Source organism: Clostridium sp. (assembly GCF_050717635.1).
Lineage (GTDB): Bacteria > Bacillota > Clostridia > Clostridiales > Clostridiaceae > Clostridium_AD.
Genome location: NZ_JBOITO010000036.1, coordinates 354,158 through 375,936, shown reverse-complemented (window position 1 = coordinate 375,936; position 21,779 = coordinate 354,158). Strand labels below are relative to the sequence as shown.

Sequence of the window (21,779 nt, the reverse complement as noted above, 5' to 3'; positions counted from 1 at the left end):
AGAGGTGTAAGCATGGTAACATGTTCAGCTGACTAATACTAATAAGTCGAGGGCTTGACCAAAATAAATAAAAGTAACATAATAGTATTAATTTTGCGATATACTCCTTTTGTAAAAAAGGAGCGAAAGCTTTGAGCGATAGCGAGAAGACTAGCTTCTGACGTAAGGAAGAAGATAATTTTACTGTGCAATTTTGAGAGAATATTTATATTCTCAATCTGGTGATTATGGCATGAAGGTAACACCCCTTCCCATACCGAACAGGTAGGTTAAGCTTCAATGCGCCAATGGTACTGCAAGGGTGACCTTGTGGGAGAGTAGGTTGTCGCCAGGTAATATAAAAACCGCTAAGTTTAGACTTAGCGGTTTTTTTTGCTATAATTAATAATTTTGCTTTCTAATGTAAAAATATTGTATAATTAAGTCTATAGATACAAAATGGAGTTGATTAAAATAAAAACTATTTATGGTTTAGGAAAAAAAATGATAAGTTTAATGGAAATCCAAGAATACTTTAAGATAGAGGATTACAAAATACTTGTAGAGTTTGTAAAGCAGCAGGTTGAAACTGAAGTTTTAAGCGAAGTTAAGAGTAGTAAATCAAATGGAATGATACCATTTCTTTATAATAAATATAGAGTTAATTATAAAATAGAAAACTTGAATTTTCTTAAAGAGGACATAAACTATAACTTTCCGCTGAACTTTAATAGAGAAATTTATTCAAATAACCTTAAAAAATATGAAACAGATAAAGAATATATAGTATGCCTAGCTAATTATTTTAGAAGCAGTGAAAATAAATTACAGGTGACTATGTCAATAAATGAAAGAAGCTTTGAAATATGGGGACGAGAAAAGTTTTTGAAGGATGGAAATGGACAGTGCATATTAAGAAACTTAGGTCTTTCTCTGGAGGATTTAAATGTTTATAAAACCCCAGAGCCTTTTGTATATTTTTCTTGTAAAAAGGGAAGAAATCAGAAGGTACTTATTATTGAAAATAAGGATACCTGGTATACTATAAGGAAACTTATGCTACAGGGTCAAAACGTATTTCTAGGTCAAGTTGTGGATACTATTATCTATGGCTGTGGAAAGAATATAGAAAAATCCCTTGAAGAATATGAGTATACTGTAGAGGAATATCTCTTAAAGCCGTTAAAAGTATTTTATTGGGGAGATATTGATTACGAAGGTATATCTATATATGAACGACTTAAGAAAAGATATTGTGAAAAATTCAATATAGAACTTTTTGTAAATGCTTATATTTATATGGTTAATTTGGCAGAGGGTAGAGTGTTGCCTTCCTATAGTGAAAAACAAAATAAAAATATAGGTGTGGTTTTCCGTAATGAATTTATACCCTACGAAGAAAGTATACTAAAGCTTTTTCAAAAGGGAGTATATATACCACAGGAAATAGTTAATTATAATGTGCTAAGAGAGGAGTAGAGGGATGTACGATTTTTTAAATAATTTTCATAAAAGAATGGAGAAGTTGTCCTACTCCTTTTTAATTGACAATAAGGTTTCAACATTAACTACTTTTAAAGATTATTTTACAAGTGTTGAGCTTATAAATCTAGTATACAGTTTGATGTGCTTTGTTTTGGACAAGTCGTTAAAAGATGAAGAGTGTACGTTAAATAGTATGGCTGTAATTCTAGAGGACTTATCCTCTAAATATTATGATAGAATTCTAACAGAAGAGGAAGCTTATGATATTACACATTTCATAGTTTATAAGATTCTTAGAAATGATGGTAAACCATTTATGTTTACTACCATAGACTACTCAGCTTGTAAAAATATAGTGTTTGATTTTCATCTCCTACAACAAAGAACCTCAAAGCAAGATAACAATAAAAGTACATTTACCCTTACGCAAGAGGGTTATAGGCTTATACTTGGAGCATTAGAGGTGGATGAGAAAACTCAGATAGATATTAACCAAATGATTTTGGAGATGAGCTTAAAGAGGAAGAATTTCTCACAAGGACTTTTAGCTGTTGAAAATTTAAATAATCTTATAACTGCACAGATAAATGTTGTAAATAATTTTATATATAGAACAAGAGAGAATATATTTTCTATAGAACAAAGAGATTTTGAGGATAATTTCCTGAAAAATATAGAGGTGCTTGTAGAACAAAATAAGAAGTTTGATGAACTAAAGGCTATAATTATTATTGAGGAAGAAAGACTTAGTAGGACTGATGTTGAGATTACTAAGGATAATTACGAGTCTTTAAAGCAGCTTTCAAGGATAAAAGAACTTCTAATTAATATTTCCTATAAAGCTGGAGAACTTATAACTTCTCATTTCCATTTTAAAGATGAATATAAGAAGGCGCTTTACGAAGCAAGTTTTTACTATAACAATAAGAGAATTAATATAAAAGATGATCTGCTCAAACCCATCGAGATGGATGCACTAAAGCTTGGCAATGTATTTAAATTATTTAATCCACTGTTCAAGGCTAAACTAAGTAAGAAATTCAATATAAATTCCATGTTTAATGACCAAAAGCTTTATTTTAAAGAGGACGCCGAAGATGAGATTCTAATAGACCTTATAGATAATGAAGATAATGAACTTATTTTAAAGCAGAAAAATAGATTGCAATATAGGGAAATAATTTCTGTAATATTAAATTTTCTAGTGTCAACCAAAGATTCAGATTTAAAGACCTTGATGCAATTATATAATAGTAAGAGTGTTTTAGATTATAGAAAGCTTATACCTACAATGAGAAAGTTTTCAGAAGTTTTAATCGAACTTTTAAGAATTGGAATTATAGATGTAGAGGAAATGATTACAGATCAAAATGATGCTTACGATAATGAGGAAATTGAATTTGATCTTAGGGCATTATTAGTAGAGGAGATTCAGGAGAAGTATAAGCTTGTATCCATTAAGTACATCCACTTTAACAAGTGTACGGATGGTGTAAAGCTTACAATAACTGAAAAGCCTGAGGAAGAGGCGAGTGAGGATTTCGTAACTGTACAAAATTTAAATTGTCCTAATATTATTATGAAATTGGAGTAGATAAATATATGTATATATTAGAAGATATAAGAAAAGCTATGAGGTTGTATAATTATTTATTAGAAAATGGGGAGTTAACTGTAAATGATGGTAAGGAACTTTTTCAATATTTTAATGAAGAGTGTGTGAGAGATATAATTGAAGTTTTTCAAGAGGAATGTAGGGTTACCATTAAAAAATATGATGATACCATTTACTTTATTCCAAGCGTAGATAATGAATTTTTGGGTTATAAGAGAGCTGAACTTAAAAAAGAGATATTCTCAAGAACAGATATGAGAAATATAGATTTATTTTTAGCTATGTATATATTATTACAGCTTACATCTGAATTTTACAGTGGCAAGGGTAGTAATGTAAAGATAAGAGATCTAATTTCATTAGGTGAACTAGATGAAAAAATAACAGAAAGATTAGAACTTTTTCTTAATAAAGAAGATAAGTCTGTAGACGAGGAAAGTGGCCTTGCAATTACAGATATAGCTAAATACTGGTTTACATTAATTAATGAGGATGATGTTACGAATTTAAGAACCAGAAGGTGGTACATAGGCCAGGTTATGAACTTCTTAAAAAAAGAAAATCTTATTAATATACAAGATGAAACAGTTATAATACCAACCGTTAAGTTTAATCGTTTGGCTGCTAATTATTTCCTTAATTATGAGAGATTAGAGGACATTAACAGAATACTTAATGAACATAGTAGTGTAGAGGAGGATGCGGATGCCTAAGCTTAGTAAAACAAGAATAATTAATTTAAATTATAATGATGGAAAGAGGACTATATATAATGAGTTATTTGACTATGGCAATGGTAAGGACGCGTTATTTTCCATGGAAAATGGTATAGGTAAAACAGTGCTTATACAGTTTTTTCTCCAGCCCTTCATAAGGAATAAAAGAGACCTTGCTGGCAGAAAATTTGACGAGTATTTTACTGGGAATGCACCAACTTACATAATCCATGAGGTGATACTAGACAATGGAGAAAAGCTACTAGTAGGTATGATAATAAAAAAGGATAATTCCGATGATGAGAGAAATAAGCTTAGAATTATTGCCTTTACTAATAAATATTCAAGGGCTAATGATTTTGATATAATAAACATTCCCTTTGTTGATGGTAAAAGAATTTTAAAGTTTTCAGAGGCTGAAGATAAAATAAAGAAATATAAAAGTGGAAAAGTTAATTTTAACTATTATAATTTTAATGATAGCAGTAAGAAATCACAATACTTCGAGGATTTAAGAGCTTATAAAATAAATTATAAAGAGTGGGAAGATATTATAAGAAGCATCAACAATGATGAGTCCGGTCTTTCTAATTTGTATGATAAGCATAAAACTGATGAGGCGCTTATAAGAAATGTAATAGTGCCACTTATTGAAAGCAAGATTAACGGTGAGAAAAATATAATTGAATCTATAAGAAATAATTTAGTTAAATATATTGAAAGTTACAAGCAAAGTAAAGAGTCCTTTCATGAAATAGATTTAATGAAAGAATTTCAGGGTGAAATGGTTCCTGTTACAGATCTATTACAGGTGGGAATTGTAAGGGAAGCGTCTAGAGATAAATTATATAAAAAACTTTCTAATATAGATTGTCTTTGCGAAGAGGAATTTAGAAAAAAATGCAATGAAAAGTCGGAGTGCACAGAATTAATAAATGAGCTTAACTTAGAACTTGCAGTGGTTAATTATGAAGAGCATTCACTAAATTACTATAATCTTTGTTTAATAGAAGAAGAGGCAGAGGAAAAGTTTCAAGAGGTAAATACAGAACATAAAAATATGGAGATTAAACATAGTGGTTTAGTTAAAGAAAAATATATTCAGGAAAGTGCTGAGCAATATGAGGATCTTACAAGTATAGAATCAGATCTTGCACAGGTTAGAGAGCAAATTGAGAATTCTAATAGAGAAGACTCAGAAATAGCTGAAAATATAAAGAATTATAAATTCACTCTTAAAAACATTTATAGCATGGAATTAGAAGCACTTATAAAAAAACAAACAGAGCTTATTGAAGCTCAGAAGTGTTTAAAGAATGATATTTGTGATAATGAAAAAAATCAAAAAGGCTTAAATTCTGAAATTAGGGTGAATATAGGTGTAGAAGTAGAAGCAAACACAGGAATAAGAAACTTCAATAAAATCGAAGATACATTTAAAAATAAATATATGGATTTCGATTTAACAAGAAATCCTCTATTAAATGAATATAACCTAAAAGAATTAGAAAAGTATGGACTGGATGTAGATAATAAAAATAATGCAAATGGTGTATTACAACAGAGGTTAACTGCAGAAACTCATGAGCTTATAATAAATAGGGATAAAATAGTGAGAAATATTGACGAAGCCACAAGTGACTTAACTGAAAATCGGTCTAATTTAATAAACAAGAGAAATGAATTGAATAATTTTAAAAGGGAAACTGATAAAATTATAGATATACTTAGAATTAAAAACCAACCTTTAAACGTTGCTTTATATAAGGATAAGATTAAAGATGTATTAAAAACTGAAAACAGTAAATTGCAAGAGAATTTAACAAATGAGCAAGATAAATTAAGAGAAATAGAAGATACAATAAACAAATATGAAACCGGGCTTATTAAGCTTCCAAGTGAAGTTATTAAGTGTTTTGAAAACAAAGATATCCATTTTGAATATGCACTAAATTGGCTTAGAAATTACAGAGGATCCAAAGAAGAAAAAGAAAATCTAGTGAAAAACAATCCATTCTTTCCTTATGGAATATTATTAAGCACCAAGGATATAATCCTTCTAAAAAATGAAAGCATCGATGTTTATACCTCTATTCCCATCCCTATTTTAAATAAAGGTGATTTAAATAAGAAACTTAAGATAGACAAAAAAAATGATGTTATAACTATTGAAAATCAAGAGTTTCTATTAGCATTTAATTATCTTCTTCTAGATGATCTGGAAAGAGCGGAGCTATTAAAGAACCTAAGACAGGAAGTAAAAACTTTAAAAGATGATATAGAAAATATAAATGAGGCTATGGACAGAAATAAAAGGTATGAAACAATTTTAGATGGATATGAATATATAGGTACCGAAAACGAAGCTATTGAGGGCGATATAAAAAAAATTGAAATAGATATCAAAGAATTAGAATATCTTATAAGTAATTGTAATGAAGAAGCCTTGAAAAACGAGAATAGAAGAGAGGCGAGTACAAAGGAGCTTCATGAACTTCAAAATAAACTTAGAGATTTATTACAGCAAAAGGAGAATTTTATCGGTTTCCTTATTGCACATGAGGAATTTAAAATGTATACAAATAAGCTTTATGTTGTAAAAAAAGAAGTAGAAAGCTTAAAGAAAAAAGAAAATAGCCTCAAAGAACAATTTTTTCAGCTTAATGATGCACTTAGAAATCTTGAGAATGATTCCCGTGAAATCAAGGGGACTGTAAAACAGACCTCCTACAAATTTGAAATGTATAAAGACATACTTGGTGGAGTTTTATTAAAAGAGGATAAAAATATAATAGAAGCTAGGCTATCCTCTTGTGAAAAGCAACTTGATGATAATATTAAAAGAGATAAAGAGGAAGAGAAGAGGCTTAAGCTCAATCAAACTAAAGTTCAAGGTAGACTTAATAGGATAGTTAAAGACGGTAATCTTTCAGGAGAATATAAAAGCATTAGATTTTCTGAAGATTTCTTAGAAGAACTGAAAACTAACATAAGTGATTTAGAAAGGCGAATTAATATTTTAAGGGAAGAAGTTAACAAACTAGATAAGGCTCTATCTAGAATTATTGATAAAAAACAACGTGAAATGGATGATATTGATAAGCTAGGATTTGAAGTGCCTATTGCAAAGGAAGATATCAAAGATTCAAACTTTAAAATCCGTGAGAAGAGAATTAAAGAGGATTTAAAGGAAAATAATAAAATTATAAGCGAGTATATTGAGGACATTGAAAAGCTTAAGCGTCTAAAACAAAAATTAGAGTTTTTTGGGAGCTATTCTAATGAATTAGAGGAAGTGGGTCTTGATTTTAGAAATCTTCAGGCTACAACACTTTCTATTGAAGAATATATAAGCACTTATGATGATATAAAAAAAGAAATTAAAAATATAGAGATGAAAATTTCGAAAGAAATTAATTGGATACACGAAAAGTATAGGGATAAGAATAGGCTTATTAAAGAGCGATTATTCGATTATCTTAATAAGGAAAGAAAAATACTCAGTCATAGCGACATAGAATCTTTACTAGAAGTAGTGGACAGAAGTGTAAGAACCTTAGAACTTGAGCTAAGCTCAATAAAGTCTGAGGAAGAAGTAGTAATAAATGAAGTATTAAGATATGCAAATCATGTACTACAAGAGCTTAGAACAATAGATAAAAAATCTACTATTAAGCATTTAGGAAAGACGCAAAAGCTTCTGGAAATTACTATTCCAGAAGAAAAAGAGGAATCTACGCTTACCGAATATATTAAACAAAAGGTCATATACTATGGCAATTTTGAAGGTGATTATGGTGGTTTACTAGAAAATGATATTCAAAGTTCAGAACTTATAAGTAAGCTTATTGGTAATATTAATAGAATCAGAGTGGATATTAAGAAAATTGAAAAGACAGGGCTTGTAAGGAAAAGCTGGAAAAATGCACTTTCTCAAAATTCAGGTGGGGAGAAGTTTGTGTCAATGTTCATATTGCTGTCAAGCTTAATGTCTTATATGAGAAAAAGAGAAACAGATATAGACAATAAGGAAGAAAAGAAGATATTAATAATGGATAATCCTTTTGCGAAAACTAATGCAGAACATTTGCTTGAACCAATGTTTCAGATAGCAGAAAAATATAATATACAGCTGCTTTGCTTTTCGGGTATAGGTGGAAGTGCGGTGTATAATAGGTTTAACAAAATTTATGTGGCTAAGGTAGTAGAGGATAAGTTTAGGAATAAAGAAAATGTGTCGTTTAAAACTGGAGGGGAAGATACTTTAGAGCTTTCGGATTTTACTTTAAGTAAGGAGCAGATTTCGTTGTTTTGATTTCATTTGAATTAAATAAAGGGAAAAGGAGCTAACCATACACGATGTTAGCTCCTTTTTTAATTTTATAGAAAAACTTTCAATTTTTACTAAATAAATAATGTAAAGCTATTGAAATTATGTAGAAATAATAGTAAAATATAATTACAGTGCAAACGGTTGCAACTTGTTATATATTAATATGCAACCGTTTGCTTAAAATTATTAGGAGGGGACTATGAAAAAATTCAAAAAATTAACAAGTTTGATCCTGACGTTTTTATTTGTCGCAACAATTTTCCCGAAATTTAATATTGAGGCTAGAGCAGAAATCTTACCTGCTGCTGATTTGTCAGTAACGTTGGTGGGTAATATAATTAATGATAATGGTCTAGGGACAGATTGGGAGCCTGCAAACGATCAATCTCTTTTGAAAGAATACAAAAATGGTATTTATGAAATTACAGTAGATTTTAAGGCAGCTAAGGCAGATGGTTTATATAAAGTTGCACTTAATAGAAACTGGGATAAGTCATATGGAGATGTAGATGGTCCTGAAGGAAATAAGCAAATAAATGTAACTGCTCCAGGAAAGGTAATATTCAGATTTAATTCAAAAACAAATGAGGTATTTGATTCAATTAATAATCCAGACCAGTTTAAAACTTTCGCATCGCTTGTAGGAACTTTTGCTCAAAGTGGTGGAGAAAATTGGAAGCCAGCTAATCCTACATTTACTTTAGACTATATAGGGGGGGGCTTTTATAAAAATACTTTCAGTTTAAAAGCAGGTACCTATGAATACAAAGTAGCTTATAATGGTGCTTGGGATAAGGGCGAGGTTAAAGATAATGTTAAATTAGAACTTATTGCGGATACAGATGTTACTTTTATATCTAACCCTATTGAAGGGATATGTACAGATTCAATTGCTAATCCTACAATTTTAGGCTCCTTATCATTAATTGGAACTATACGTGGATTAGGAGACGCAAGTTGGGATGTAGCTTCTAAAGATTATGACTTTACTAATTTATCCGGAGATGGAAAATACGGTTATAGTGGATTTTTTACAGCTGGTGCTTATGAATATAAGGGCATTGAAGATTATGCATGGGCAGGTGATGGACTTCCAGCCAGTGGAAATGCTAAAATAGCAATTCCAGAGGGTGGTAAGTATGTAGTTTTTGTTGCAGATAGAGCTTCCAGAACTTTAGTTGATTCAATAAATAACCCAGCTGAAGTAGCTGAAGCACTTGGACTTCAAGCACCACCAGAGGTGCCTGTAGTTGCTAAAAGCCCTGTATTAAATGCAAATGGTAGCGTTACATTTAATTATCAAAATATTGATGCAAAGCAAGTTTATCTTGCAGGTGATATGACAAGTTGGGCTGACAATAAAAAAGAGATGATACTAACAGATGCTAAAAACGGAATTTTCTCAATTACACTAAGATTAGATGACGCATCTAAAGATTATGAATATAAATTCATTGTTGATGGAAAATCAATTAAAGATCCATCAAATATATCAGTAACAGGTGACAATTCTATTTTCGCTAAGCCTGAAAATACGGGTAGAAAAGTAGTTCTAGCTGGAACAATACAAGGTATAGATGGAAGCGGAACTTGGGATCCAGCTTCAGATAAGACTAAATTAAATTATGACGGTAATGGTAATTACAGCCTAACAATAAAAGATGTTCCAGCTGGAAATTACGAGTACAAGATTGCAATGGGATCTTGGGATCCTGAAAATTATGGAGCAAATGGTGTACCTTTTGGTGCCAATATTAGTTTAATAGTACCAGTTCAAGAGGATGTTATCTTCTGGTATAACGATGATAGCCATAATATAGTGGATTCAACATATTACAAAGTGGCTGATATCGACTTAAAGGGTACAGGAATATCAGTGGGTACAAAATTAATAGATCCCTCATTATCAGGAATTTATAATGCTAAAGTGACTTTAAATAAAGGTACTTATTCAAATGTTGTGGCAGTTCTAGATGGCAAAGAATATACTTTTGGCACTATAGATATTACGGATGCAACAAAAGATGTAACCTTTAGTTTCGATGCAACAACATTAATGACATTTACAGATGCATCAACCACTCCTATAGCTGTAAATAGCCTATATTTTAACTCGAGAGATTCTAAGTATAAATCACCTTATGGGGCAACTCCAACAGATACAGAGATTACTTTTAATCTTAAAACAGGTAAAGATATTACATCAGCTAAAATTGTGCTAATAACACCAATTGGTATTAAACTAGTTGACATGACAGAAGGCGTTGCATTTGATGCAAACTCCAATAAATGGACGGGCAATTTTGAATCAAGTAAAATTGGACAATATAAGTATTACTTTGTTGTTTCAAATGGCTCAGATGTAAAAGCTTATGGCGATGATGGGTTCTTTGGTCCAGGAAAAGCAGGACAAATTGGAACAGTAGGATATTATGACTTAAACATATATGATAAAAACTTCAAAACTCCTAATTGGATGAAGAACGCAGTTGTTTATCAGATTTTTCCAGACAGATTCTTTAATGGAGATACTAGTAATGACAATGCACAAAAATTAGCAAGAGGAGCATCAGCATATGAAAATTATTCGGATTGGTATGCTATTCCAGAGGATCCAACACTAGAATTTATCGCTAATGAAGATGGAACGCAATCAACGGAACGTAACCCTGACTACAAAGGCACAAAAGGCGATGGAGTTTGGGCAAATGAAATGTATGGTGGAGATATTAAAGGTATTAAGTCTAAACTTGACTATTTACAAGCAGTTGGAATAAATACTCTTTATATGACACCTATATCAGCATCTATATCTAACCATAGATATGATGCAACAGATTATAAAGAATTAGACCCACTTTTAGGACATATGGATGAATTTGTTAGTTTAGCTACAGAAGCTCATTCAAGAGGTATGCATTTAATTATAGATGGCGTATTTAATCATGTTTCAGATGATTCTATTTATTTTGATAGATATGGGAAATACATGACTAAGAATAAACCAATTGGTGCTTATCAATACTGGTCAAGAGTTTATGATTTAATGAACTTATACAAAGTAACTCAGCAAGTAGCTGAAAAGCAGGTAACTTCTGACTTAGCTTCTCAAGGTATTACAGATCTTCATTATAAAGATTGGTTTGTAATCAATAACACTAAGGTTGCTGCAGTAACAGGAGATCCAGAACATTATGGCTATGAAGGATGGGCAGGATATGATTCAATGCCAGTTGTTCAAGCCTTAAATGGTTCTGAATACAATCTTGAATCTTGGGCTGACGAAATAATTGATGGACCAGATGCTAACACTAGATTATGGTTACAGAATGGTTCTAATGGTTGGAGATTAGATGTTGCAAATGAAGTTTCTGATGAAACTTGGAGAAACTTTAGAACAGCTGTAAAAGAAGAAGGCGATAATGTTATTATCGGTGAAATTTGGTCAGATGCATCTAAATATCTACTTGGCGACATGTATGATTCTGTAATGAATTACAGATTTAGAGATGCAGTTTTAGCTTATGTTGAGAATAAAGACGAGGGCAACATGAGTGCTGTACAAGCTATGAACCAATTAGAAGCTATGAGAGAGCAATATCCAAAAGAAGCTTTTGAGGTTATGATGAATTTAGTAGATTCACATGATACACAAAGAATAATTTCAGATTTTGATGGAGCTCAAAAGAGCGTTAAAGCAATAGCAGGTGAGCCGTCAGAAGTTGCACTACAAAAGGTTAGATTAATACCACTAATTCAAATGACTTATCCTGGAGCTCCAACTATATATTACGGTGATGAGGCTGCAATACCAGGAGCCGATGACCCTGATAATAGAAGAGGAATGATTTGGGGTAAAGGCGACAAATCAACAGTTGAATGGTACGCAAAACTTACTAATATTAGAAATGAGTATTCAGTTCTAAGAACAGGAGATATTGTACCAATAACTATTGATGGTGCAAACAAGGTAGATGTATTGGCATATTCAAGAAATAATGAAAATAATCATGCAGTTATTGCTATTAATAGAAAAGCTACTGCTATTAATGGAGTAGTATTAACTGCTAATGCTCCAGTAGGAACTGTGCTTACAAATGCACTTGATTCCACTGAAACTTATACAGTAGATGCAAATGGCAAAGTAACTGTTGATCTTCCTGAATATTCAGGTGTGATTTTAGTTGCTGAATATACTGCTGTAGTTGTAAAAACTGAAGATTTAACGGATGTTTATGATGAAACTAATATTGTGCTAGAAAAAACAAATGATATAACAGTATTATCATCAGCACTAGCAGCAGCACAGACATTACGTGAGGAAGCAAAAATAGGAACTGCAGTAGGAAATGTTCCTCAAGCAGCAGTAGATACTTTCCAAAATGTAATAAATGTAGCAAATACTAAGATAATAATAACACAAGAAGATGAAGATGATCAGGTAGCAGCACTTGCTATAGCAACTACAAACTTTAAAAGTGCTATAATATTGGTAACACCACCAGTAGTAACACCTCCAGTGGCAACACCAGAATTAACCTCACAAAGATTATCTGGGCTTAACAGAATAGAAACTTCAATAGCTATAGCTAAGAAGCTATATTCTGACACTAAACCAGATGCAGTAGTACTTGCTACAGCAGATAAATTTGCAGATGCCTTAGCTGGCAGCGGACTAGCTTATAAATATAATGCACCTATGCTATTAGTTAATAAAACTGTTAGTAATAGCAAAAATGTATTAGATTATGTTAAAGCTAATTTAAATAAAGATAAAAATATTTATATCTTAGGAGAAACTGGTGCAGTTAGTAGTGAAATTTCAGATTATTTAATTGCACAAGGATACAAAGTAATCAGACTTGGCGGTAGTGACCGTTATGTAACAAATCAGAAAATAGTTGAAAATCTAAATGTAACTAAAGGTACTAGTATGGTTATTGCAACAGGAACTGAGTTTGCAGATGCACTTAGCATATCAAGTATAGCTGCTAAAAACGGTTTACCAATATTATTAAATGGTAAAGATAATCTATCATCTAGTGTTAGTAGTTATATAACTAAATTACAACCAACAACTGTTTATGTTGTAGGTGGAGAAGGAGTGCTTAGCGCTAATATAGAAACTCAGATTAAAAAGCTTAATGTAGATATAGAGATTGTAAGACTTGGCGGAGCTAATAGATATGAGACTTCTCTTAAGATAGCAGAACACTTTAATCTAGTTACTACGACTATAACTGTAGCAACAGGGAAAGAGTTTCCAGATGCTTTAACTGGATCAGTATTAGCTGCAAGAGCGAATTCTTCTATACTACTTGTAGATAATAAGGATGTAACTAAACAAAAAGCATTAATAAGTAAACAAAATATAACAAATGTAATTGTATTAGGCGGAGAAGGTGCTATAAGCGCTAAGATATTAAAATCCTTAATGCAAAAATAACAATTAAAATTAAAAAAACAAGTAAAACCTTGGGACTCTAAATTTGAGTTCCAAGGTTTTATTTGTTTATGGTCATTTTGTGTAACTTTAGTTTAATGCCACTTGCCACGTGGGTGGCACCTTATGGTATAATTGTAAAGAATACAACAAGGGGGAAATATAAATATGGGACTATTTGATTTTATTAAAAGTCAATTAATTGAGGTAATAGAATGGACGGACAATACTACAGATACAATGGTATATAGATTTCCAGTAGAGGACAAAGAAATAAAAATGGGAGCACAATTAACTGTAAGGGAATCTCAATTTGCAGTATTTGTTAACGAGGGCGTAATATCAGATGTATTCTCTCCAGGCAGATATATACTATCTACTGAAAATATGCCTGTGATAACTAAGCTCAAATCATGGAAGTATGGTTTTAATTCACCTTTTAAAGCAGAAGTTTATTTTGTTAATTCAAAACAATTTACAAATCAGAAGTGGGGAACATTAAATCCTATAATGATGCGTGACAAAGAATTTGGTATGATTAGATTAAGAGGGTATGGTATTTATTCATACTCAGTTAGTAATCCTGAGATATTTCTGAAAGAAGTATTTGGAACTAATCAGAGTTTTGATACTGAAAGCATTTCAGGACAATTAACACGTACTATTATATCTGGTATTACGGATGTAATAGGTGAATCTAAAATAGCTGCACTTGATCTTGCTATGAATTATGATGAGCTAAGTATGGGAGCTAAAATTAATTTACAACCTAAATTTTATGAATTTGGATTTAAGCTTAAAACGCTAATAATTGAAAATTTGTCGCTTCCAAAAGAAGTTGAAAAAGTTATGGATAAGAGGACCTCTATGGGCGTTTTGGGAGATCTAAATCAGTACACTAAGTATCAAGCTGCAGAAGCAATAAGAGACGCTGCTCAAAATCCTTCCGGTATGGCTGGAGTAGGAGTTTCCATTGGAGCGGGTGCTGCTATTGGTAATATTATGACAGAATCATTAAGAGAAAAAGCGCCTACACAAAATCATTCTGGAAACACAACAATGGAATGTCCTCACTGTCATATGCAAGTACCAAAGGATCATAAGTTTTGTAATGAATGTGGAAAACCATTAGAAGAGCCAAAAAATAAATGTGTTAAATGTGGGACTGAAATAAGTGATAATGCTAAATTTTGCCCGGATTGTGGCGCGTCACAGATTACGGAAAAGTTCTGCTCAAATTGCAAGGCTAAAATTTCACCAGATGAAAAGTTCTGCACAGAATGCGGAAATCCGAATACTTAGCTTGTAGAAGGTAGTTTGAAAAAAGATTAGGGGGAGATTATATGTCAGATACACCTTATGCTGAAGAGAGTATTACTAAACAGGAAGAAACTGAACACTTTATTTGTCCTTCCTGTGCAGGTAATATGGTATTTGAGCCTGAAAAACAAAAATTAGTTTGTCCATATTGTTCTAATGAGGGTGAAATTAAATTTGATAAAACAAATATAATTGAATATGACTTTAATAATGCAGAGTATACTAGCAATAAAAATTGGGGAAATGAAAAAAGAATAATTAAGTGTGAGAGTTGCGCTGCGGAAACTGTGCTAGATGAAAATAGTACAGCTCAGTTTTGTGCATTTTGTGGTTCGTCACATATTGTAAAAACTGAAGAAGCAGCAGGTATAGTACCTGAATCACTAATACCATTTAAAATATCCAAAGATAATGTTGAAAAGCTGTTTGTAAAATGGATAAAAAAATTATTTTTCGCACCTAAAGCACTTAAGAATAATCATAATATGAACAGAATTAAAGGCGTATATATTCCTTTTTGGACATATGATAGTAATACATTTTCAAACTATACTGCACAAAGAGGCACTTATTACTACGTAACTGAAACTAGCTGGGTTGGGCAGGGAAAGGAACGAAAGATGGTTTCAAAGCAGGTTAGAAAAACATCGTGGAGTTTTGTTAGAGGTGATTATTCTAAGTTTTTTGATGATATATTAATTAATGCTTCAGCACAAATTAATAAACATATAATAAGTAAACTAGAACCATTTAATTTAAATGAACTGGTCCAGTATAAGCCAGAATTTCTATCAGGTTTTTTAGCTGAAAGATATAGCATAGATTTAAAATCAGGTTGGAATTTAGCCGAGGGAAAAATAGAAAGTGATTTAAGGACTGAGATTACACATCATATAGGTGGGGATACTGTGAGAAGCTTAAACATAGAAACATCCTATGATGCTATAAAGTTTAAACATATTTTACTTCCTATATGGATTTCTGCATATATTTATAAAGAAAAAGTATATAGATTTATGGTGAATGGACAAACAGGTGAAGTCCATGGTGAATCACCAGTTAGTATTCTAAAGATATTATTATTAATTTTTGTTATTGCAATTGTAATTGGTGTAGGATTTTATATTTATCAAATAAGTAAGTAAAATGTTGATTTTTATACAAAAAACATATAGAATGATATTGTATTCAAAATATAAAGTGCAGAGTAGGAAGTTGTGCGTTAAGTGCCAGATGGACGGGAAGTTGCCACTGGACGAAAAATCAGAAAATGATTTGCGGTATAATTTTTGCATTCCGCTGTCACAGTAAAGAGCACCATTCTCTTTATGTGGCTATTTGTCATATATAAAAAAGAGGAGGTGTTTTATTTGAAAACTACACGAAATTTTATTTTTATGGGACTTTTAATTTCAATGGAAATCGTATTAACAAGATTTTTTGCTATACAGACCCCAATTGTTAGAATAGGGTTTGGGTTTATACCAATAGTTTTAGCTTCAGTTATGTTTGGACCAATTTTGGGAGGGATAACTGCAGCATTTTCAGACATACTTGGAATGATGTTATTTCCAAAAGGGGCTTATTTCCCAGGATTTACTCTAAGTGCGTTTTTAGCTGGTTCAATTTATGGTATACTACTCTATAAAAAAACAAAAACTATACTCAGGATAATTATAGCTGTATCTATTGTTGTAATATTTGTTGATTTAGGACTAAATACTTACTGGCTCTCAATAATTACAGGTAAAGGAGTTGTGGCTCTTATTGTTCCACGCTTCATAAAAAGTGTAATTATGTTGCCTATTCAAAGTATATTAATTTATAGCTTTCTTAAGTTCATGCCACAAAAAAACCTAGAGATTTATCTCTAGTTTTTTTTATTATAAAAACAACATATAAATTGGTATTATGAAAAGACAAGCAACAGTAGTAATACCAATCATAATAGCTGCATAATCACAATCTGCATTATAAGCCTTTGCAATAATTGCAGTGTTAGTCATAACTGGCATTATAGATTGAATTATAAAAACATTTCTCATAAGTTTAGGTATAGGAAATATAAGAGCTAGTGCAATCACAAGCATTGGAGCAATTAAAAACCGTCCAAGGAGGACGCCTATAACATTTTTATCTACCTTAATTTTCTTGAAATTAACTGAGTAAATTGTTATTCCTATAAAGAGCATAGCTATAGGCGTGGTTATATTACCAAGATATTTAAAAGTATCCTTAAGAAAACTAGGTAAACTTATATTTAAAAGTACTATAACTATACCAATAAGGTATCCAATTAGTGGAGGAGAAAAAATTTTCTTTAAACTTTCCTTGGAAAATATTCTTTGTTTAAATTCTGAACTATCCTTACTTATTTCATAAATTCCTATAGTCCAAAAAAATGTTGTATTTGCAATGTAATAAAGAAGCACAAAAGGCACACTTTTTTCTCCAAACAAAGCCATATTTATAGGAAGTCCCATAAAGATGGTGTTGGAGTTAAAAAACATAGATCTAAAGAGACCACTTTTATTTTTATCTATTTTCATAACTTTAGAAAAAACTATAGAAATTAGGTAACATAAAAGTATAGATAAAAAAGGAATTATAAGTGCTTTTGATGATGATATAAGACTTTGACTATCAAAATTGTTAGTTATTGTGTTTATCATAAGTAGAGGCAGAGATATTTGTGTAACAAGTTTAACTAGTACGGCGGATACCTCTTCTGTAAACCATTTTTTATGGGTAAGGATAAAACCAAGAGATATTATTATCATCATACTTAATATAGTCTCTACAGCGGCAAGCATTTCAGTCATATAAAACATCCTTTCATAATTTATACTATAAAAAGTAGTACAAGTTCTACTACTTTTTTACCACGATTAGAAAGGGTTGTCAAATGTTTAATAATTAGACATGCCTCTTGTGTTAATATATAATACTAGATATAAAGGATCGGTGGTTTAGATGATCAAGGTTTTAATAGTAGAGGATGATCCCATGGTAATAAAGTTTAATAAGTATTATCTTCAGCAGATAGATGGATTTAAATTAGGAGGAATAGCTCGTTCAGCCCATGAGGCTTTAGAGGTTTTAGAAAAAGAAGAAATAGACCTGATTTTACTTGATGTATTCATGCCTGTAACTAGTGGGCTTGAATTACTTTCTGAAATTAGAAACATGGATAAAAATATAGATGTAATTATGGTAAGTGCAGCAAGGGACAGCGCAAGTGTAAAAAAAGCTCTTCAATATGGAGCAGTAGATTATTTAATTAAACCTTTTGAATTTGAGAGATTTAGTTCTGCTTTAAATAATTATAAAAATAGAGAAAGATTAATAAAAAATAGTGATGATTTAAGTCAAGAGGAGCTAGATAGGCATATTTTGCATAACGATCAAAATTCTGAATTAATTGAATTCCCAAAAGGAATTGGGAAGAATACGTTAAAACTTTCCTGGCAGAAGATAATAGAAAATAAAGATGAAAACTTTTCAACAGAGGAACTGGCGAGGCTTGTAGGAGTTTCAAGAGTATCCATGGGTAAATATGTTAGCTTTTTAGAAGAGTCGGGAGCACTAAAGGCAAAAATAACATATGGTTCTCTTGGTAGACCTATACATAGATACAAATGCGTAAAGGTTGATAAAAATCTTATAGATAATATGATTAAATGTTGGCAGTAATGGTGAAACAGTCTTAAATTTTTATATTTTTTAATTGAGGTGATAAATATGAGAAAGGCGATAAAGCTACAAACAAAGATTACATTATTGATTATAATAGTAGTAGCTATATCTATATCTGTTATTATTTTTTTTGTAACTTCACGTATGACTAGAAATATAGAAAATGAGGCAAAAACTAACATTATGAATGTGGCCCAGATGATGGCCAATTCTAAAGTTGTAATCATTGCATTAGATAAAAAGGACCCTTTTAAAGAAATTGCATCGTATGTAAATATGCAATGTAAAACACTAACACAGGTTGAATATATTACTGTAGCTGATATGGAAGGTATTAGATATTCACATCCTAATGCTGAAATGATAGGAGCAAAATTTGTTGGTGGGGACGAATCTAGAGTTGTCGAAAATGGAGATATTTATGTTTCAGAAGCTACTGGAACACTGGGGAAATCTTTAAGAGCGTTTGTACCAATATTTGATAGCGAAAATAAAAGACAAATCGGATTTGTTTGTGTAGGCACACTTACAAATAGTATAGAAAATTCAAAACATACAACAATTCTTTACATAATTATAATCAGCCTTGGAGGTCTTGCGGTAGGTATTATAGGAGCTTTTTTATTAGCAAATAACATAAAAAATATTTTGCTTGGACTTGAGCCTGAGGAAATAACAAGGCGTTATAACGAAAAGATGGGGATAATTGACGCTATTTATGAGGGGCTAATAGCCGTTGATAGCAAAGGGGAAATCACTCTTATAAATGACTCAGCAATAGATATATTAGATTTTAAAAATATGATTAATAAAAATGATATTCTTGGTAAAAACATAGAAGATATTTTTCCAACTACACATTTAGTTACAGTACTAGAAACAGGTGTCCCAGAATTTGATAAGGAGCAAAGGATAAATAACACTATAATAATGACTAATAAAATTCCAATAGTTGATAAGGGAAAAATCATTGGGGCTATTGCTACTTTTAGAAATAAAACTAATGTTACAAAATTGGCAGAAGAACTTACTGGAGTAAAGCAGATTGTGGATGCGCTGAGGGCAAATAACCATGAATTTATGAATAAACTTCATGTTATTCTTGGACTTATATATATGGGGGATTTGGAGGAAGTAAAAAAATATATTACAAGCATTACAGAAAAAAGACAAAAACTCTTAAGTATGGTAACTAACAAAATTAAAGACCCTACTATTGCAGCACTAATATTGGGAAAGGTTAGTAGGGCGAAAGAACTTGGGATAAATTTAATAATTAATGAAGAAGTTAATCTTGCAAGTACCCATAAAAATATAGATAGTAATGATTTGATAACTATCCTTGGAAATTTAATTGAAAATGGTTTGGAATCCGTAAACAAATGCGATAAGGAAAATAAATATGTAAAGTTAAAAATTGAAGAATTTGACGATAGAATTGAAATCGAAGTTGAGGATTCAGGAGTTGGGATTGAGGCGGAAAATATAAATAAGATATTTAAACGAGGTTATACAACAAAACTAGGTAGTGAGGGAGTGGGTATGGCACTAGTAAAAGAAACTATTGAAAATTTAAATGGGAAAATAGCTATAAATACAGAAAGAAATAATGGGTGCACAATTGCAGTTATTTTATCTAAAGAAAAATAGAATAGTAAGTATTTAAAACTTTTGTTGCAAAAAAAACCTCAATAATTTATATTGAGGTTTTTTAAAATTGTTAATAAAATAACGAAGGTTACTTTAGTTACAAAATACTTAGAATACTTTCTAAATATTACTTATTTCACTATTTATATTATAATGTAATTAAAGAAAGTTCATGAAAACGTCTACAGATATATGCCTAAAGGAGGAGATATACATGAAAAATACAATTGAAAAAGATGGCTATAGGATTTTAGGACTACCAATTATAGGTTTTGCAATTATAGCAATAGTAGTTTTAGCTGCAACTTACATGGGATCATTACCTACAGGAATGATAGGTGCTTTTGCATTAATGTTAGTACTTGGTGCGATATTTAATGAAATAGGAAATAATACGCCTATTGTAAAAACATTCTTAGGTGGCGGACCTATAGTAATTATATTTGCATCAGCAGCACTTGTAATGTATAACATAATTCCAGAAGCAGCATCAGAGAATATGATAACATTTATGAAGAGTGGTGGATTCCTAGATTTCTATATAGCAGCACTGATAACGGGTAGTATACTTGGTATGAGTAGAAAACTATTAGTAAAATCAGCTGTTAGATATTTACCAGTAATAATATGTGGACTTATAGTATCGCTAGGACTTGTGGCTTTAGTTGGATCGATTATAGGTTATGGGGCACAAAAGGCAATATTTTTCATAGGAATCCCTATTATGGGAGGGGGTATGGGCGCAGGTGCCGTTCCACTGGCAAAAATATTTGGTGAGTCATTGGGAGTAGACCCAGTAAATATGTTATCTGTAATGGTACCTGCAGTAGCGCTTGGAAACGCTATGGCCATAGTTATGGGTGGATTACTTGATAGATTAGGTAAAATCAAACCTAGCCTAACAGGTAATGGTAAATTAATGAAAATAGATGATAAAAAAGATGTAGTAGAACAAGAAGAAAGTAATAAATTAGACATAAAAGCTATGGGTATGGGACTTTTAATAGCCTTAACATTCTTTGTTATTGGAAAGACTATAAATAAATTTATACCAGGAATTCATTCTTATGCATGGATGATAATGACAGTAGCTGCAGTGAAAATTCTTGGATTTATTCCTAGGTACATGGAACTTGCAGCAAAACAATGGTTTGCATTTGTAATGTCCAATTTTACAGGAGCTCTTTTAGTAGGAATAGGAGTTGCCTATACTGATCTTGCACAGGTTGTAGCAGCCTTTAGTTGGCAGTATGTAGTTCTTGTATTAGCAGTAATAGTAGGAGGTACTATAGGAGCATTCTTTGGTGGAAAAATAGTTGGATTCTATCCAATAGAGGCAGCTATAACAGGTGGACTATGTATGGCTAATATGGGTGGTACTGGAGATGTGGCAGTATTAACAGCAGCAAAGAGAATGGATCTTATGCCTTTTTCACAAATATCTTCCCGTATAGGTGGAGCAATGGTTTTAATATTGGCAAGTACTTTATTAAAAATATTCATGTAAATAAATAGCGAGGTCAATCACCGAAATATTTTATA

12 protein-coding genes, 1 rRNA gene and 1 riboswitch are annotated in these 21,779 nt (G+C 31.3%); of the genes, 12 read left to right on the top strand and 1 reads right to left on the bottom strand.

What is annotated here, in order from left to right; all coding sequences use genetic code 11:
• Positions 1-217: 217 nt before the first annotated feature.
• The 9 genes from rrf (at position 218) to ACREWB_RS17965 (ending at position 16,765) form a co-directional block, all read left to right on the top strand.
• Positions 218-334, top strand: a 5S ribosomal RNA gene (gene rrf / locus ACREWB_RS18005).
• A 104-nt stretch (positions 335-438) separates the two neighbouring features.
• The gene (locus tag ACREWB_RS18000) at positions 439-1,458 is read left to right on the top strand and encodes a Wadjet anti-phage system protein JetD domain-containing protein (RefSeq protein WP_431548841.1); all 1,020 of its coding nucleotides are present in this window, start codon (positions 439-441) and stop codon (positions 1,456-1,458) included.
• A 4-nt stretch (positions 1,459-1,462) separates the two neighbouring features.
• A complete protein-coding gene (locus ACREWB_RS17995) occupies positions 1,463-3,058 on the top strand; it encodes a hypothetical protein (protein ID WP_431548840.1) in 1,596 nt (531 codons plus the stop codon).
• Positions 3,059-3,066: 8 nt separating this feature from the next.
• Positions 3,067-3,792 carry a DUF6063 family protein gene (locus ACREWB_RS17990; protein WP_431548839.1) on the top strand — a complete coding sequence of 242 codons (726 nt, stop codon included), beginning with the start codon at positions 3,067-3,069 and terminating at the stop codon, positions 3,790-3,792.
• Complete coding sequence (locus ACREWB_RS17985) at positions 3,785-8,110, top strand: coiled-coil domain-containing protein (protein WP_431548838.1); 4,326 nt, start codon at positions 3,785-3,787, stop codon at positions 8,108-8,110. The genes ACREWB_RS17990 and ACREWB_RS17985 overlap by 8 nt, the downstream gene beginning before the upstream one ends.
• Before the next feature lie 217 nt (positions 8,111-8,327).
• On the top strand, positions 8,328-13,574 hold the full coding sequence (locus ACREWB_RS17980) for a cell wall-binding repeat-containing protein (protein WP_431548837.1): 5,247 nt from the start codon (positions 8,328-8,330) through the stop codon (positions 13,572-13,574).
• Between the two features lie 165 nt (positions 13,575-13,739).
• On the top strand, positions 13,740-14,873 hold the full coding sequence (locus tag ACREWB_RS17975) for an SPFH domain-containing protein (protein WP_431548836.1): 1,134 nt from the start codon (positions 13,740-13,742) through the stop codon (positions 14,871-14,873).
• 41 nt (positions 14,874-14,914) lie between these two features.
• Positions 14,915-16,036, top strand: coding sequence for a TFIIB-type zinc ribbon-containing protein (locus tag ACREWB_RS17970; RefSeq protein ID WP_431548835.1), 1,122 nt, complete (start codon positions 14,915-14,917; stop codon positions 16,034-16,036).
• 56 nt (positions 16,037-16,092) lie between these two features.
• Positions 16,093-16,195: riboswitch (THF riboswitch) on the top strand.
• Between the two features lie 66 nt (positions 16,196-16,261).
• Entirely contained in the window at positions 16,262-16,765 is a 504-nt protein-coding gene (locus tag ACREWB_RS17965; protein WP_431548834.1) for a folate family ECF transporter S component, read from the top strand.
• A 9-nt stretch (positions 16,766-16,774) separates the two neighbouring features.
• Here ACREWB_RS17965 and ACREWB_RS17960 read toward each other — a convergent pair whose 3' ends face one another.
• On the bottom strand, positions 16,775-17,713 hold the full coding sequence (locus ACREWB_RS17960; RefSeq protein ID WP_431548833.1) for an AEC family transporter: 939 nt from the start codon (positions 17,711-17,713) through the stop codon (positions 16,775-16,777).
• A 151-nt stretch (positions 17,714-17,864) separates the two neighbouring features.
• Here ACREWB_RS17960 and ACREWB_RS17955 point away from each other — a divergent pair, with 151 nt between their 5' ends.
• From ACREWB_RS17955 to ACREWB_RS17945, 3 genes are all read left to right on the top strand, one after another.
• Positions 17,865-18,584 (top strand): response regulator, encoded by a 720-nt coding sequence (locus ACREWB_RS17955; protein ID WP_431548832.1) that lies wholly within the window; start codon positions 17,865-17,867, stop codon positions 18,582-18,584.
• A gap of 48 nt (positions 18,585-18,632) precedes the next feature.
• Positions 18,633-20,237 (top strand): ATP-binding protein, encoded by a 1,605-nt coding sequence (locus tag ACREWB_RS17950; RefSeq protein ID WP_431548831.1) that lies wholly within the window; start codon positions 18,633-18,635, stop codon positions 20,235-20,237.
• 214 nt (positions 20,238-20,451) lie between these two features.
• The gene (locus ACREWB_RS17945; RefSeq protein WP_431548830.1) at positions 20,452-21,744 is read left to right on the top strand and encodes a 2-hydroxycarboxylate transporter family protein; all 1,293 of its coding nucleotides are present in this window, start codon (positions 20,452-20,454) and stop codon (positions 21,742-21,744) included.
• The last annotated feature ends 35 nt before the right edge of the window (positions 21,745-21,779 follow it).

What these genes read in the sequence shown, in the direction of transcription:
- ACREWB_RS18000 (WP_431548841.1), top strand. Translation starts at nt 439, where the DNA reads ATGGAGTTGATTAAAATAAAAACTATTTATGGTTTAGGAAAAAAAATG.
- ACREWB_RS17995 (WP_431548840.1), top strand. Translation starts at nt 1,463, where the DNA reads ATGTACGATTTTTTAAATAATTTTCATAAAAGAATGGAGAAGTTGTCC.
- ACREWB_RS17990 (WP_431548839.1), top strand. Translation starts at nt 3,067, where the DNA reads ATGTATATATTAGAAGATATAAGAAAAGCTATGAGGTTGTATAATTAT.
- ACREWB_RS17985 (WP_431548838.1), top strand. Translation starts at nt 3,785, where the DNA reads ATGCCTAAGCTTAGTAAAACAAGAATAATTAATTTAAATTATAATGAT.
- ACREWB_RS17980 (WP_431548837.1), top strand. Translation starts at nt 8,328, where the DNA reads ATGAAAAAATTCAAAAAATTAACAAGTTTGATCCTGACGTTTTTATTT.
- ACREWB_RS17975 (WP_431548836.1), top strand. Translation starts at nt 13,740, where the DNA reads ATGGGACTATTTGATTTTATTAAAAGTCAATTAATTGAGGTAATAGAA.
- ACREWB_RS17970 (WP_431548835.1), top strand. Translation starts at nt 14,915, where the DNA reads ATGTCAGATACACCTTATGCTGAAGAGAGTATTACTAAACAGGAAGAA.
- ACREWB_RS17960 (WP_431548833.1), bottom strand. Translation starts at nt 17,713, where the DNA reads ATGACTGAAATGCTTGCCGCTGTAGAGACTATATTAAGTATGATGATA.
- ACREWB_RS17955 (WP_431548832.1), top strand. Translation starts at nt 17,865, where the DNA reads ATGATCAAGGTTTTAATAGTAGAGGATGATCCCATGGTAATAAAGTTT.
- ACREWB_RS17950 (WP_431548831.1), top strand. Translation starts at nt 18,633, where the DNA reads ATGAGAAAGGCGATAAAGCTACAAACAAAGATTACATTATTGATTATA.
- ACREWB_RS17945 (WP_431548830.1), top strand. Translation starts at nt 20,452, where the DNA reads ATGAAAAATACAATTGAAAAAGATGGCTATAGGATTTTAGGACTACCA.